Here is a 15,665-nt window from a genome sequence, read left to right as displayed (position 1 = left end):
GCCCCCGGTGCCCCGTGCGGCGGCCCGCCGATTGTCGGTCTCCGGGGGGACACTGGGCACATGCGGATCGCGGTGGTCGCCGACGGCGAGGGCGGTGGGTGGCTGCGGAAGCTCGGGGAGGGCGGCGCGGCCGCTCCGCCGCGCCGCGTGCACGACCTCGCTGCCGCCGTGCGCTCGGTCGAGGAGAGCCGTTCCGCGGGGGACCGTGCCGAGGAGGGGCGCACCGAGCGGGACGGCACGGAGCGCGACGGTGCCTGGGAGACCGGTTCCGGAGAGGGCGGGGGAGACCGCGCCGGGGCCGAACCCGTCCGGTGGGTCTGGGCGGACACCGGTGACGTCTACCCCGACCTGGTCCGTGCCGGGGTGCGCGTGGCCCGGTGCCACGACGTCGGGCTGACCGAGGCCCTCCTGCTCGGCCACGAGGCCCGCCACTCCGAACCCCACTCCCTTGGCGCCGCCTGGGCCCGCCTGCACGACCTGGCGGTCCCCGACGACCCGGTACGGCCGCTGGGAGAGGGAACCGCCGCGCAGCCCGCGCTGTTCGAGGCCGACCGCTCCACGCTCCCGCCCGGGACCGACCGGCTCGCCGCCCTCACGGAGGTCCACGACGACCAGCGCAGACGCGTCGCGGCGCTGCCCGGACCGGGGCGGATGGCGCTGCTGGTCGCGGTGGAGTCCGCGGGCGCCCTGGCGGCGGTGGAGATGAGCCACGACGGCCTGCCCTGGCGCCCGGACGTCCACGACCGGGTGCTGACCGAGATACTCGGTCCCCGTCCGCGCACGGGCGAGCGTCCGGCGGTCCTCGCCGACCTGGTCACCCGGATCGGGGAGGTCGTCGGCCACGAGGTCAACCCGGACTCGCCCGCCCAGGTACTCAAGGCGATGGCGTGGGTCGGACACCCCGTGGAGTCCACCCGCTCCTGGGTCCTGGAGGGGGTGGACCACCCGCTCGTGCCACTGCTGCTGCGCTACAAGGAACTCGCCCGTCTGTACTCCGCCAACGGCTGGTCGTGGCTGGAGACCTGGGTGCGCGAACTGCCCCGTGAGGGCGGGGACGGCCCCCGGCTGGGCCGCTTCCAGCCCGACTACGTGGTGGGCGGTGTGGTCTCCGGGCGGTGGGCCTCCCGGGGCGGCGGCGCCCTCCAGATCCCCAAGTCGGTCCGCCGGGCCGTGCGGGCCGACCCTGGCTGGGTCCTGGTCCGCGCCGACGCCGGACAGCTCGAACCCCGCGTGCTCGCCGCCGTGTCCGGGGACACCGCCCTCGCGGCCGCCGCGGCCGAGGAGGACCTGTACGCCCGGCTGGCCGTGCACGTGGGCGACGACCGCGAACGCGCGAAGATCGGCCTGCTCGCCGCCATGTACGGCCAGACGTCCGGCGACGCGGCGCCGCTCCTGGCCACCATGCGACGCCTCTACCCGCGCGCCCTGGAGTACGTGGACGCCGCGGCCCGCACGGGGGAGGGCGGCGGGATCGTCCGTTCGTGGCTGGGCCGCACCTCGCCCGCCCCGCACGACTGGTCGGCCACCCTGGCCGCCACGGACGGTGACCGAAGACGCCGCGCCCACGGCCGGTTCACCCGCAACTTCGTCGTCCAGGCCACCGCCGCCGAGTGGGCGCTGGTCCTGCTCGCCGCGCTCCGCCAGGAACTCCCGGCGACTCCCGACGGCGGCGGGATCGTCTTCTTCGTCCATGACGAGGTCGTCCTGCACGTCCCCGAGGACCTCGCGGGCGAGACGGTCCGCGCGATCGACCGCGCCCAGGTCCGGACCCGCGAGATCCTCTTCGGAGACACCCCGGTCCGCTTCCCCCTCACCGTGTCGGTTACGGACTGTTATGCGGACCTGTGACGACCCGCCGTGAGACGCGATATCCCCAGGGATCGGACAAGCGGCTGATAGGTGGACGTCCGGTATCGGACGGCGTGGGCGTCTTGCAAACGCGACCAGGTACACCCATTCTTGGACCGGACCATGTCATCTCAGGCCGTGCGCCGCAGCGCTTCCCCCGCCCGCCGCGGTCCCAGAAAGGGTGATCGACCCCCGTGCGGAACCGTCTCAGAACATGTGCGGGTACCACGGCCGCCTTCGCGGTCGCCTTCACGGCCTTCGGGGCCAGCCCCGCGATGGCCGACCCCGTCGTCCAGGACCGGCCTCCCCTCGCCGAACAGCTCTCCCCCGAGAACGCCGTCCCCAGCGGCTCCGCGCCCCGCGCGGCCGATTCCCAGACCGAAACCCATCCCAGTCCCGACGTCGCGGACGTCGCCGAACTCAGGCGCGACACCTACGTGGCGCCCTTCCGTGAGGCGCGCTCCGTCGAGTACTTCGCGGTCGCCCCCGAGAAGCTCCCCCGCGAGGTCGTCGACGCGGTCCGCGACATCGACGGTGTGAAGAACGTCCTGACCGTCGACGCCGCGCGGGTGGAGGTCGACGGCCAACCCACCTCCGTGCTGGGAGTCAACCCCTCCAGCTTCCGCAACCACGCCCCCCGGCCCTCCGCCGAGTCCGACGAGATCTGGCAGGGGGTCGCCGAGGGCCACGTCGCACTGTCCAAGGACGCGGGCACCGAACGCGAACTCGACGTCGGCGGTGAGATCACCCTCTCGGGCGGCAACGGCGAGGTCCCCCTGGAGGTGTGGACCCACGCCACCTCCGGCATCGCCGGGATCGACGCCCTCGTCTCCCGGGAGCTCGCCCGGGAACTGGGCATGCCCGAGGGCAACGCCCTCGTCGTCTCCGCCCCCGACGCCGACCTGTGGGAGCTGCACGAGGAGCTGGAGGAGATCCTCGGTGAGGACGCCTCCCTCCAGTTGGTCGCCGACGCCCCCGAACCCCTGGTCGACGGCGACGCCGTACCCTCCTCGGTGATCGAGCAGGTCATCGCGAACGCCGAGACTCAGCTGGGCGTCCCCTACGTGTGGGGCGGCACCACCCCCGACGTCGGCTTCGACTGCTCCGGCCTGCTCCAGTGGGCGTTCCGGAAGGAGGGTGTGTCCATCCCGCGCGTCACCCACGACCAGTGGAACGCGGGAGAGCGCGTGGAGTGGGACGACCTCGAACGCGGCGACCTGCTGTTCTGGCGCTCGGACCCCACCGCGCCCGACTACATCTCGCATGTGGCGATCTACCTCGGCGACGGCCAGATGCTGGAGGCGCCTCGCACCGGTCTGGACGTGCGCGTCACACCGGTACGGACCGCCAACTATGCGGGCGCGGTGCGCGTGAGCACCTGACCGCCTCCAGGCCGGTCCCGGATACGGGAAAGGGCCGTGGCGCCACCGGGGCGGTGGCACCACGGCCCTTCCTTCTCCATGTCCGAAAAACCGCCGGGAGGGGAAGGCAGGCCTCGGTTAGGAGGGGGGACAGGGCCGCCGCTGAGGGAGGGGGAGACAGCGGTGGTCGGCCCTTGGGGTGGTATGGAGTTGTGGCGGGAATCCACGGCCTCGCAGGCCGGGTGTCCCGCCGCACAGGTCTACATAAGCAGTGACCGACCGATTTGGCAAGAGCCGGTCAAGCCATGCCACTACCCCCAGCCCGCGACAAAGCCCCCTCTTGTTCAGCAGGAGGGGGCTTCCGTGCGTTTTCGTCTGTCCCGGGTCAGCGCCCCGCGGCGTACCCCTGCGCGCCCCGGGGGTCGGCGGCGGCGCGCAGTTCGCCGCTCTCCGGGTCGCGGGCGACCGCCGCCAGACGGCCCAGGGACCATTCCTGGGCCACCTGGACCCGGTGCCCGCGACGCCGCAGCTCGTCGACGACCCCGTCGCCCACCCCCGGCTCCACGACGAGGTCGCCGGGCACGGTCTCACGGGGGTGGAAGGAGCTGGGGAACGCGTTGGTGTGGAACATGGGGGTGTCCAGGGCCTCCTGGAGGTCGTCCACGCCGTTGAGCACCCGCAGCAGCGCGGTGGTGGTCCACTGGTCCTGCTGGTCACCGCCGGGGGTGCCGATGGCCAGCACCGCCTCACCGTCCTCGCGGGTCACCAGGGTGGGGGAGAGGGTGGTGCGGGGGCGGCGGCGCGGTGAGAGCGCGTTGGGCGAGGCCGGGTCGAGCCAGAACATCTGCGCCCGGGTGCCGAGCGGGAACCCGAGTTCCGGGATGAGCGGCGAGCTGCTGAACCAGCCGCCGCTGGGCGTCGCGGAGACCATGTTGCCGTCGGCGTCCACCACGTCCACGTGGCAGGTGTCGCCGCGCAGGTCGGCGGGGGTCTGTCCGGCGGCGTCGCGCACGGTGGGCTCCCCGGTGGTGCGGTCGCCCGGGGTCTGCCCGGGCAGGTACACCGGCGCCTCGAAGGGGGTGCGGCCACCGGGGCCTCCGGGGCGCGGCTCCAGGTTGGCGCGCTCCCCGTCGACCCCCCGCACGCGTTCGGCGGCGTAGTCGGAGCTGAGGAGCTCCTTGAGGGGGACGTCGGTGAAGTCCGGGTCGCCGTACCAGCCCTCACGGTCGGCGAAGGCGAGTTTGGCGATCTCGGTGCTCCGGTGCACGAAGTCCGCGCTCACACCCTGGCGCGCGTCGGTGCCGACCCCTCCGGCCTCGGCCATGCGCAGCTGCTGGAGCATGACGGGCCCCTGCCCCCAGGGCCCGGTCTTGTGCACGGTGTGGGCGCCGTAGGAGGTGCTGACGGTGTCCTCGTAGGCGGCGCTCCAGTCGGCCATGTCCTGTGAGGTCAGCAGGGCCCGCTCGGGCTCGCCGTGACTGTTGGGGACCGGTCTGGCGAGGAAGGCGCCGATCGCCTCCGCGACGAAGCCCTGGTACCAGGAGCGGCGCGCCGCCTCGATCTGGGTCTCGCGGTCGCCGCCCGTGGCCTCGGCCTCGGCGACCACGCGCCGGTAGGTGGCGGCGAGCGCCGGGTTGCGCAGCCGTGTTCCGGCGGCCGGGGCGGTGCCGTGCGGCAGGTAGACGGAGGCCGAGCCCGCCCAGTGCCGGGAGAACACCGGGGTGAGCGCTTCGAGGGCGGCGGAGATCCGGCCCAGGACGGGGTAGCCGCGCTCGGCCAGGCCGATGGCGTGGTCCAGGACCTCGCGGACGGACATGGTGCCGTGGTCGCGCAGCAGTTGCATCCAGGCGTCGAAGGCGCCGGGGACGGTGGCGGCGAGGACGCCGCTGCCGGGGACGCGGTCCAGCCCCAGGCCCTCGAAGGCCCCGATGGTGGCGGCGGCGGGGGAGACGCCCTGGCCGCACAGCACGCGCGGGGACCCGCTGCGGGCCTGGAAGATGACGGGAACCTCGCCGCCGGGGCCGTTCAGGTGGGGTTCGACGACCTGGAGGGTGAAGCCCGCCGCGACCGCCGCGTCGAAGGCGTTGCCACCGCGCTCCAGGACGGACATGCCGGTGGCACTGGCCAGCCAGTGGGTGGAGGCGACCATGCCGAAGTCGCCGCGGAGCTGGGGTCGGGTGGTGAATCCGGACATGTGCGCGGTCCTCCTGCGGACGGGGGAGGGCGGGTTCGCCGCCCGTCTGGGGGTGTCGCTCCGGGGTGGAGGACGGGGTGCCGGCCGGTTCTCGGTGGAACCGGCCGAACGTGGGTGACGGTACAGCATGGGTTGAACCGGGATGTCGGGTGATCAGGGGTTCGGGACCTTGGTTGTCGGTCCCCGCCGGGAGGGTGTGGGGAACCCGGGTCCGGGCATGGGTGAAGCCCGGCCGCGATCACGTTCGGTGTCGCGACCGAGCTTCGGTCATCGCAGGTCAGGTAGTGAGGTTCAGGAATTCTCCACCGGAATGGACCACGGCAGGGAGTCCCACAGCTCGGCCCATTCCTCGGCGCCCACCGGGTCCGTCACCGGCAGGGCCTCGGCGGCCTCACCGCTGGTCCTGCGGACCTCGTCCATCGAGCTGGCCACGCTCTCGTCGGCCTCCCGGACGAGCTCGGCGATGATCCCGGAGACCTCCGTGACGACGTCCTCGACCTCGCTGCGCTCCAGCCCGAACCGGCTGGCGCAGTCGTCGGTGGCGGCCACCTTGTCGTCCTCGTGGCCGTAGTACCAGACCGTGGCCAGCAGACGGTCGCGCTCGGCGTCGCCGAGGTCGGCGCCGGACAGCGCCCGCTCGACGAACTCGCTGCTGGTCCGGGTCATCTTCGCCGGGTCGATCTCGGACTCGCCGGAGGCGAAGTCGACGAAGTGCCCGGTCAGGCAGGTCTTGACCTCACGCGAGGAGGCGTTCTCGGGGAGGGTCTGGTCAGGGGCCGCGGCGTCCTCCTGGGCCGGGGCGGCCCCGTCGACGACCTCGTTCTCCGTGGCGGGAGCCTGCTCGTTGGGGGCTTCCTCCTGAACCGGAGCCTCCTCTGCCTGCGTGGGGGCTTCCTCAACGGGGGTGAGCTCGTCGAGTCCGGACCCGTCGACCACCTCCTCGTCCACGGGAGCCTCCTCGGCGGGGGCCTCCTCAGCCGGTACCTGGTCGGCCGGGACCTCCGCGACGGCCTCCTCCACCGGAGCCTCCTCCACCGGAGCCTCCTCGGCCGGGGCCTCTTCAGTCGGGGCCTCCTCAGCGGGGGCCTCCTCGACCGGCTCGGCGGGCGCTGCCCCGGCCGTCTCGTCGGCGGCGCCCTCCGCGGGGGCACTCTCCTCGACCGCGACCACGCTGGTGTCCTCGGCCGTCGGCTCCTCGGTCCCGGCCTCCTGGGGTGCCGTCTCCTCGATGACGGCCTCAGCCAGCTTCACCAGCTCCGCGCGCTCCCAGCGTTCCGGCTGGAGGTGGGTGGCGACCGCCACGCCCGGCCTCTCCACCCAGAACAGGTCGCCGGTCTCCTCGGACAGGTACGCGCCGTGCTCGAAGGCCTCGCCGGGCGCCACCTCCTCCAGGGAGCTCTGGGAAAGGTGGCTGTAACGGCTCTCGCGCAGGTCCTCGAGGTCCTGGAGGCGGTCGGAGCGAAGTACCGCGACCCGGCCGTACAGCTGGTCCGGGCCCTGCACCCACGAGATCTGGGACTGACGGTTGCCCACGCGGTCCGTCGTGGACGTGGCGTTGATGCCGTACCGCTCCAGACCGGCGGGCAGGTAGGTGATCTCGAACCCGTCGATGCTGTACGTGGACACCCCCTGTCTCACCACCGGCCAGCTGAGCGCGGGCGCGTCCGCGTCGTTCGCGGCCGCGGGTCCGGAGAGGCCGACGAGCCCCGTCGTCGAGATCGCGGCGGCACTGAAGAGCGCGACCCACCTCGTGTGGTGCTTGCGCATGAAGGTTCCTTCCCATCGACTACTACTCGTGATGTTCTCAGGACTCTGGGTGATTACCGAGGGGGCTTACAGTCAAAAATCGGACATGAAGCGATCAATTGCCTACATAGGGTGAGATTGATGAGTGGGGTTCCGCGTTGCCCGAGGGGCGCGCCGCCACCAGAAGATGGGCGTCGGATCACCGGCTGCTCTGCGTATGGTCACCGTCCGGTCACCAAGCGCACTCACCCTGAGGTAGCAGTCGGCCAGTCCACGCGTACTTGGGAGGCCCGGTGCACCAGCGCATCGGATTCGTAGTCGGAGCCGTATCACTCATGTTGGCCATGGGATCGAGCTCAGCGCTCGCCGTCCCCGTGGTCGCGACCGCCGAGGCGGTCACGGTCACCAAGGCCGCGACGGCGCAGAGGGTGAGCCCCGGCGCCAGTGTTCTTCCGTCCCAGCCGTCACAGTCCCGCCCCCTCATCGCCGTTGCCCACCGGGGCGCTTCCGGACACGCGCCCGAGAACACCATCGCTGCGATCGACGCGGCCCACCGTCTCGGTGCGGAGACCGTGGAGGTGGACGTCCAGCTCACGTCCGACGATCAGCTGGTCCTCATGCACGACACCCGCCTCGACCGCACCACCAACGTGGCCGAGGTCTTCCCTGACCGTGCGCCCTACGACGTCGGCGACTTCACGCTCGCGGAGATCCGGCGCCTCGACGCGGGCTCGTCCTTCGGCGGCTCGTTCGCCGGAGAGCGGGTTCCGCTCCTCAGCCAGGCCCTGAACCGCCTGGAGAGGCACGGCATGAACCTGCTCCTGGAGGTCAAGGAGCCAGCCCTGTACCCGGGCATCGAGAACCGGATCTCCGACGAACTCGCACGCCACCCGCACTGGCTGCTGCCCAACGCGCCCGACCAGCCGTCCCGGATCGTGGTGCAGAGCTTCGACTGGGAGTTCACGGAGCGCTCGAAGAAGCTCCTGCCCTCGCTGCCGCACGCGCTGCTCGGCAAGGTCCCGGAGTCGCGGATCGCCGAGTTCGACTGGGCACACATGATCAACCCGAACCACACCACCATCGACGCGGCCTACGTCCGGCGCGTGCACGACGCGGGCCTGGAGATCATGCCCTACACGATCAACGACCCCAAGGTGATGGGGCGGGTCCTGGCGATGGGCGTGGACGGCTTCATCACGGACTACCCGGACCGGGGCCAGAAGGCCATCGAGGACTTCCTCAACGAGTCCGGCGGGGCCAGGGAGGAAGAGCCGGAGCCCGTCGGGGCGCCGGTGACCGACTGACGTCCGACCCCGACCACCGACGGACCCGCCCGGCACGCGCCGGGCGGGTCCCGTCGTCTCCGCACACGCCAATCCCGGCCCAGAGGGGTGTGCCTCCGGCAATCACGATGGGATGATCGGTCGCGAAACCACCGAAGCAGGAAGCGGAGGCCACGTGAGCGACCGGCTGTGCATCCCCCAGGAACACGTCGACTGGCGCACCAAGGGCCTGTGGTGGCCGGGCGACCCCGTCACCCTGGCCGAGTTCGCCGCACGCGGTGACCACCTGTTCACCGGCCCCTTCACCTGGCCGCTCATGGTGCTGCGCGCCTCCGCCCTGGACCGCAACATCGCCGCGCTGGCCGAGTTCACGCGCGGCCACGGACTCCTGTTCGCCCCCCACGGCAAGACCGCGATGTCCCCCGTGCTCACCCAGCGCCAGCTCGACGCGGGCGCCTGGGGGATCACGGCCGCCACCGCCAACCAGGTCCTGGACTTTCGCCGGTTCGGGGTGGACCGCGTCCTGATGGCCAACGAGCTGCTGGACCCCCGGGTCCTGCGCTGGGCGGCGGCCGAGCAGGACGCCGACCCGGACTTCGAGTTCCTCTTCTACGTCGACTCATCGGAGGGGGTCGAACTGGCCGCCCAGGCGGTGGGGCGCGACGGTGGCCGCCCCTTGCGGGTGATGGTGGAGCGCGGCACGCCGGGCGGCCGGACCGGGTGCCGCACGCGCGACGCGGTGCTCGGGATCGCACAGCAGGTCGTGCGGGCCCCGGGCCTGGAACTGGCCGGAGTGGCCGGATACGAGGGTTCGCTCAGCGACGCGGAGGGAGTACGGGGTTTCCTGCGTGACCTCCTCGGTGACGCCTCCGCCCTGGCGGCCGAACACGGGCTGGAGCGCCCGGTGCTGTCGGTGGGCGGCAGTGCGTGGTTCGACGTGGTCGCCGAGGAGATCGGTGGCCGCGAGGACGTCACACCGATCCTGCGCAGCGGGGCCTACGTCGCCCACGACGACGGCCTGTACCGCCGGACCACGCCGTACAACCGGCTGCCCGAGGGCGGCGACGCCCTGTCCGGAGCCTTGGAGCTGTGGGCGCAGGTCACCTCCACCCCGGAGGAGGGCCGGGCGATCGCCGGGATGGGCCGCCGTGAGGCCAACTTCGACCAGGGATTCCCCGTCCCGCGCGTCCTGCGCCGGGGTGACGGTTCGGTCGTCCGGGCCGAGGGGGTCGAGGTCACCAACCTCAACGACCACCACGCCTACCTGGACGTGCCCCAGGAGCTGGGGGTGCGCCCCGGCGACCTGATGTCCTTCGGCATCTCTCACCCGTGCACGGCCTTCGACCGCTGGCAGGTGATCCCGGTGGTCGACGACGACCACCGCGTGGTCGACGCCATCGCCACGTACTTCTGACACGGGGCCGTCGGGGCCGGTCCCGCGAGGAACCGGCCCCGACGGTGGGGTGGCTCAGGCTCCGGCGTGACCCTGCTCCGGGGCCTCCTGGCCGGGCTGGTAGCCCCAGCCGTACAGGCCCGGGCGGGTGTGCCAGGGACGCGGGCCGTCGAGGGGCCGGTACTCGACACCCGCCGCGTCGAGCCTGCGCAGGTGGTGCCGCAGGCGCGGCTCGAACTCGGCGAAGTCCCGGTCGCCCTCGGTCCACACCTTCTCCGCGAAGGCGGTCAGACGCGGGAAGACCATGTAGTCGAGCCTGCGGGCGTTGTCGATGTGCTCGCTCCAGAGGTTGACCTGGCCGCCGAGGACGTGCCGGGCCTCCTCCTCGGTGAGGTCCGCGGGGACCGGGTCGCCCGCGTACACGTCCTCCACACGCAGGAGCGTGCCCACCGGAACCGGCTCGTCCGGCCGCTCGGACTGCTTGTAGTCCAGGTAGGAGGTGGCGGTGGGAGCCATGATCACGTCATGGCCCGCGCGGGCCGCGGCGATGCCGCCCTCCTCGCCGCGCCACGACATCACCGTGGCGCCCGGCGCGAGTCCGCCTTCCAGGATCTCGTCCCAGCCCAGCAGGCGGCGGCCGCGCTGGGTGAGGTGGTCGTCGAGCTGGCGGATGAACCAGCTCTGGAGCTCGTCCTCGTCGGCCAGGCCCTCGTCCCTGATCCGCTGTTGGGCGGAGGCGCTGTTCTTCCACTGGGTCTTGGGGACCTCGTCCCCGCCCACGTGGACGTAGGTGCTGGGGAACAGTTCGATGAGCTCGTCGAAGACGTTCTTGTAGAACTCCAGGACGTTGTCGGTGACCGCGAGGATCTCCTCGAAGACGCCCCACTGGGTGCCCACGGGGATCTCGCCGACCTCGCCGAGCTCGGGGTAGGCGTGGATGGCCGCCTGCGAGTGGCCCGGGACGTCGATCTCCGGGACCACCGCGACGTGCCGGGCGTCCGCGTAGGCGACGATCTCGCGGATGTCGTCCTGGGTGAGGAACCCGCCGTGCGGGCGGTTGTCGAACGTCGCGGGCTTGGTGGCGCCCAACTGGCTCTCGGTGCGCCAGGAGGCCACCTCGGTCAGCTTCGGGTAGCGGCGGATCTCGACCCGCCAGCCCTGGTCGTCGGTCAGGTGCAGGTGCAGCACGTTGAGCTTGTGCAGTGCGAGCAGGTCGATGAAGCGCAGGATCTCGCGCTTGGGCTGGAAGTGGCGGGCGATGTCGAGCATCGCTCCACGCCACTGGAAGCGCGGGGCGTCGGTGATGCTGACCGCGGGCAGTCGCCACTCGGCGCCGCCCAGGGCGGTGGTGCGGTAGGCGTCGGTGGGCAGCAGCTGGCGCAGGGTCTGCACACCGTAGAACACCCCGGCGGGCTCGTTGCCCACCACGATCGCGCCCTCGGAGTCGATGATCAGGCGGTAGCCCTCCCGGCCGAGTCCCGCGCCCGGGTCGACGCTCAGCCGGATCTGGGCGTCCTCCTCGTCGCCGGTGGCCAGGGGCAGACCGGTGGCCGCGCCGAGTTCGCGCTGGAGCCAGGAGAGCGTGCCCTGGGCGGCGTGGTCCGCGGAGACCCGGGTGGCGGAGGTCAGGGTGAGGCCACCGGAACCGTCGGTGGTCAGCTCCCGGGGACGGGGCAGCAGGGAAAGGGGATCGGGGTGGGGATTCTCAGGCACGCGGCACTGCTCCTGTCCGGTCTAGACCAATACCCGGACATAGTGTCACGTCCCGCAACGGCGGCACAGGGGCCGGGGGCAATCGGTCCGCGCGGCCTCGGTTATTCGGGACCACCCAATACCCACTCTTGACCCGCGAGGACTCTTAACCCCCCGGCTTTTGCGGGACGGGTACAAGAGGGGAACCGGTACCGGACAGTGCCGAAAACGGAGGAGCGACACACGCGCGTGACGGGTGCGTGCCCGTCCCCGGGAGGTGGGGACGACACTACGAGAAAGACGGGGGGTGGCGTTATCGCCGGAGCACGCCGTCCCTCCGTACTGTTTTGCCCGTGCCCGGATTCCAGGCGGTCGCGGGTGGGTACCGAGTGACGGGGGACGCGGAGATGCGCGCAACACCGGAGACGGGTTCGGCCTCTACGGGGTGGTGCGCCTGATGCAGTGGCACGTACTCATGGCCGTGGCGGGGGCCTTCACCCTGGCGCTCGGCTCGGCGCTCCAGGAGCGCGACGCCGTGCGCGCCCCCGGACAGAGGGTCGCCCGGGCGGGCTTCCTCCTGCACCTGCTGCGCCAACCCCGCTGGCTCCTCGGAAGCGGGGCCGTCGTCCTGGGGGCCTGCCTTCACCTGCTCGCCCTCAGCGGGGCGCCGCTCACCATCATCCAGCCGATCGGCGTCACCGGGCTGCTGTTCGCGATCGTGCTGTCCGCCGTGTTCAACCGCCAGCGGGTCCGCGCCGCGCAGATCCTGGCCGGAATCGCCGTGATGATCGGCCTGGTGGGCGTCCTGACGACCTTCCCGCACGGTTCCGAACAGCCGGTCATGTCCACCGAGACCGCACTCTGGTTGTCCGGCGGCATGATCGCCGCCGGGGGACTGGTGTTCCTGACCGCGCACTGGCTGCCCAGCGGTGTGCGTGCCCTCCTGCTCGCGGTGGCGGGCGGCGCGGCGCTCGGCACCACCTCGGGCCTGGCCCGGGTGATCACCTCCAACGCGGTGGCGGACCCGGTCAACCTCTTCAGCTGGCTCACCGTCATGGCCGTGGCCACCGCGGTCTTCGGCGCCCTCCTGCTCCAGAACGCCTACCGGACCGGACACTTCGCCGCCGCCTACGCGACCCTGCTGATCGCCGACCCGGTGGTCGGTGTGGGTATCGGCGCGCTCCTGCTCGGGGAGGGCGTCCCGGACACCCCGATCGAACAGGTCGGTGCGGTGCTCTTCGCCCTGCTGGCCTTCGCGGGGACGGTCACCCTGGCCCGGTCCCGCCACCGCAACCCCGAGGCGGACGAGGAAGCGCCGGGCGACACCGGGACCTCCACCACCTCCAGTAGTCGCACTCGTTGAAACAGGGAGTTCCCAGATGGTCCAGTCGAACCGTCCGCTGCGCGTCCTGATCGCCTCGGACACCTATCCGCCCGACGTCAACGGCGCCGGCTACTTCACGTACCGTCTGGCTGAGGGCCTGGCCGACCGCGGGCACCGGGTGCACGTGGTGTGCCCCTCCGAGCACGGCGACCCCCACGTCACCGTCAACGGGAAGGTCACCGAGCACCGCCTGCGCTCGGCCCCGATCCCCTTCCAGCCCTCCATGCGGGCGGCGGTCCCCCTGGGCATGGGAGGGCACATATCGCGCCTCCTGTGGCGGATGGACCCCGACGTCGTCCACGCACAGAGCCACTTCACCCTCAGCCGCTCCGCCCTGCGCCGGGGGCGGGCGGCGGGCATCCCCGTCGTGCTGACCAACCACTTCATGCCGGACAACCTGTACGCGCACGCCCACGTGCCGCGGCCGATGCAGCGCGCGGCCGGCTCGCTGGCCTGGCGGGACATGGTCCGGGTGGCGGCGGAGGCCGACCACGTGACCACCCCGACACCCCGCGCCGCCGAACTCCTGCGGGAACGGGGGTTCGCCCGTGAGATCGAGGCGATCTCCTGCGGGATCGACCTCGACCGCTTCCATCCCCGGGCCCGGGACCGTGCGGCGGCCAGGGACAGGTTCGGCCTGCCCGAACGGGACACCGTGGTCTTCGTGGGGCGGCTGGACGAGGAGAAGCGGATCGACGACACGATCCGTGCGCTGGCGCTGACCGTGCCCGAGCGGGACGCACAGCTGGTGCTGGCCGGGACGGGCCAGTGTGAGGGGGAGCTGCGCGCGCTCGCCGCCCAGCTGGGTGTGGCTGACTGGGTGTACTTCCTGGGGTTCGTCCCGGACGAGGAGCTGCCGCTGGTCTACGCGGCCGGGGACGTGTTCGCGATCGCGAGTGTGGCGGAGCTCCAGAGCATCGCCACCCTGGAGGCGATGTCCACGGGGTTGCCCGTGGTGGCCGCGGATGCGATGGCGCTGCCGCACCTGGTGGAGGAGGGGCGCAACGGCTTCCTGTTCCCGCCGGGGAACCACGTGCACCTGGCCGACCGTCTGCTGTCGGTGCTCGGCTCGAAGCGGCGGCGTCAGGAGATGGGGCGGGCCAGCAGGGAGATCGCCCAGGAGCACGACCACCACCGGTCGTTGGAGCGGTTCGAGGCGGTCTACCGGGGGCTCCAGGGGAGGGGCCTGGGCGACCCGAGGTCCGAGCGGGTCATGGTGGCCTAGCCCGGAGGGCCGTGTCCAGGGGAGCCAACCCCAAAAGTCCACTTTGGACACTTTCTGCATTCTTTGCGTAGCGATCGGTGATCTTGGGCCGCCACAGGAAAGACCAGAACTGTGTGGTTCGAAGGCATCAGCGGACAGGCCGGCCCCAGCCGGATCGCCAGGGGTGGAAACGTCACCGAGGGTCTCACCGATCGGCTGTTCAGCGCCGAGCGCGAGGCGGGTTTCCACGAGCGCGACATGTCGTCGTTCGAGAGAGAACGCATCGACCTGGAGCACCGGGTGAACCGGATGGAGGCCGAGCTGGACTCCCTGCGCAAGAGAAGACTGGAAGCCTACGCGCGCTGGTGGAACGCCCGCGACGACCGTGACCGAGCTCGTCACGTCTGTCGCAAGCTCCGCCGCAGGATCGACAAGGCGCGCAGACGGAGCAGCGATCCGTGACCGGTGCCCGCGCGGGTCACTGGAAGCGACAGAGAGAACACCGAACACGGCCCGTCCCCTGAGGGGCGGGCCGTGTGTGCTCCCGCGCGACCGCCGTCACCGCGGGCCCTGGACACGCGGGGAGACCGGACTGAGCTCCCGTTCCACGCTGCGCGCGGCGTCCCGCAGCGCCGAAAGGGTCACCTGGACGGCCGGGCGCCTCAGCGAGGCCGGACGCAGCACCGCGTACACGTGCCGCTCCGGTGACGAGGGGAACCGCCGGTACACCAGGCCCGCCGGCGCGCCCACCATGGCCAGCGCCGGGACCGCCGCGATCCCGATCCCCCGTGAGACCAGGCTGAGGATCGTGCCCAGCCCCTCGAACTCCCACGTCGCCGCTGGCAACCCGCCCACCTCGGCGAACAGCTTCTCCGTGCCGTGGCGCGAACGCTCACCCTCCGGAGCCACGATCCACGACTCACTCAGCATCTGGTCCAGCACCAGCGGGACCTCCGGGTCGGCCAGTCGGTGGCCCTCCGGGACCGCCAGCACCATCGGGTCCCGCAACAGGTGCACGTGGCGCAGGCCGCTGTCCGGCCCACGGCCCGGGTGCTGTCCCGACCAGTCGTCGACCAGGGCGATGTCCACCTCGCGGGAGCGCACCTTCTGGGTGCCGGTGGCCAGCAGGGTCTGCCGCAGCACCAGCTGCATGCCCTCGTAGCCGCGCAGCGGCGGGGCCAGCAGAGGCGCGAAGGCCACGGCGGCGGTCGGGAAGGCCGTCACCGTCACCACTCCCAGGGCGATGTTCGACTGTTCGGCCAGCACCGACTCGGCCGCCTCGACCAGGGCCAGGATCTCCTCGGCCTGGTTGACCAGCAACTGCCCGGCGTCGGTCAGTTCGGCGCCGCGCGGGGACCGGTCCAGGAGCGCCACCCCCGTCTCGCGTTCGAGTGTGGCGAGCTGCTGGGACACCGCCGAAGGCGTGTATCCCAGGGCGTGCGCGGTCGCGGCGATGGTGCCGCGCGTGCTGAACTCGCGGAGGAGTTGGAGTCGTCTCAGGTCAAGCATTAGGTCATCTTATGCTCAGCATCGAAAAGACTCGCTTGTACTGATGGCGTG

At 71.9% G+C, this 15,665-nt stretch carries 11 protein-coding genes; 7 read left to right on the top strand and 4 right to left on the bottom strand.

All coding sequences use genetic code 11. The features are described 5' to 3' along the window. Positions 1-60: 60 nt before the first annotated feature. Entirely contained in the window at positions 61-1,848 is a 1,788-nt protein-coding gene (locus BDW27_RS01495) for a bifunctional 3'-5' exonuclease/DNA polymerase (protein ID WP_110047905.1), read from the top strand. Positions 1,849-2,042: 194 nt separating this feature from the next. Next, entirely contained in the window at positions 2,043-3,230 is a 1,188-nt protein-coding gene (locus BDW27_RS01490; protein WP_110047904.1) for a C40 family peptidase, read from the top strand. A gap of 364 nt (positions 3,231-3,594) precedes the next feature. Here the strand turns inward: BDW27_RS01490 and BDW27_RS01485 are convergent, their stop codons facing one another. Both BDW27_RS01485 and BDW27_RS27190 read right to left on the bottom strand, forming a co-directional pair. Further along, a complete protein-coding gene (locus BDW27_RS01485) occupies positions 3,595-5,403 on the bottom strand; it encodes a gamma-glutamyltransferase family protein (RefSeq protein ID WP_110047903.1) in 1,809 nt (602 codons plus the stop codon). A gap of 291 nt (positions 5,404-5,694) precedes the next feature. After that, positions 5,695-7,170, bottom strand: coding sequence for a hypothetical protein (locus BDW27_RS27190; RefSeq protein ID WP_110047902.1), 1,476 nt, complete (start codon positions 7,168-7,170; stop codon positions 5,695-5,697). Between the two features lie 314 nt (positions 7,171-7,484). Between BDW27_RS27190 and BDW27_RS01475 the strand changes: the two genes are divergently transcribed. Together BDW27_RS01475 and BDW27_RS01470 are read left to right on the top strand one after the other, a co-directional pair. Then, entirely contained in the window at positions 7,485-8,453 is a 969-nt protein-coding gene (locus BDW27_RS01475; protein ID WP_110047901.1) for a glycerophosphodiester phosphodiesterase family protein, read from the top strand. A 154-nt stretch (positions 8,454-8,607) separates the two neighbouring features. Further along, entirely contained in the window at positions 8,608-9,846 is a 1,239-nt protein-coding gene (locus tag BDW27_RS01470) for an alanine racemase (RefSeq protein WP_110047900.1), read from the top strand. 54 nt (positions 9,847-9,900) lie between these two features. Here BDW27_RS01470 and BDW27_RS01465 read toward each other — a convergent pair whose 3' ends face one another. Beyond that, positions 9,901-11,538 (bottom strand): beta-N-acetylhexosaminidase, encoded by a 1,638-nt coding sequence (locus BDW27_RS01465; RefSeq protein WP_110047899.1) that lies wholly within the window; start codon positions 11,536-11,538, stop codon positions 9,901-9,903. A gap of 436 nt (positions 11,539-11,974) precedes the next feature. Here BDW27_RS01465 and BDW27_RS01460 point away from each other — a divergent pair, with 436 nt between their 5' ends. From BDW27_RS01460 to BDW27_RS01450, 3 genes are all read left to right on the top strand, one after another. Further along, positions 11,975-12,880, top strand: a complete 906-nt coding sequence (locus BDW27_RS01460; RefSeq protein ID WP_199560511.1) for a DMT family transporter — start codon at positions 11,975-11,977, stop codon at positions 12,878-12,880. A 16-nt stretch (positions 12,881-12,896) separates the two neighbouring features. Further along, on the top strand, positions 12,897-14,126 hold the full coding sequence (locus BDW27_RS01455) for a glycosyltransferase (RefSeq protein WP_110047898.1): 1,230 nt from the start codon (positions 12,897-12,899) through the stop codon (positions 14,124-14,126). Positions 14,127-14,237: 111 nt separating this feature from the next. Continuing rightward, positions 14,238-14,567, top strand: coding sequence for a hypothetical protein (locus BDW27_RS01450; protein WP_017543848.1), 330 nt, complete (start codon positions 14,238-14,240; stop codon positions 14,565-14,567). A 96-nt stretch (positions 14,568-14,663) separates the two neighbouring features. Here BDW27_RS01450 and BDW27_RS01445 read toward each other — a convergent pair whose 3' ends face one another. Further along, a complete protein-coding gene (locus BDW27_RS01445) occupies positions 14,664-15,614 on the bottom strand; it encodes a LysR family transcriptional regulator (protein WP_017543849.1) in 951 nt (316 codons plus the stop codon). Between the last annotated feature and the right edge of the window lie 51 nt (positions 15,615-15,665).

Source organism: Nocardiopsis sp. L17-MgMaSL7 (genome assembly GCF_003182025.1).
In the GTDB taxonomy this organism is placed as follows: domain Bacteria; phylum Actinomycetota; class Actinomycetes; order Streptosporangiales; family Streptosporangiaceae; genus Nocardiopsis; species Nocardiopsis prasina.
Note: the sequence above shows the minus strand (reverse complement) of the source record. Positions and strands in the feature narration are given on the sequence as shown.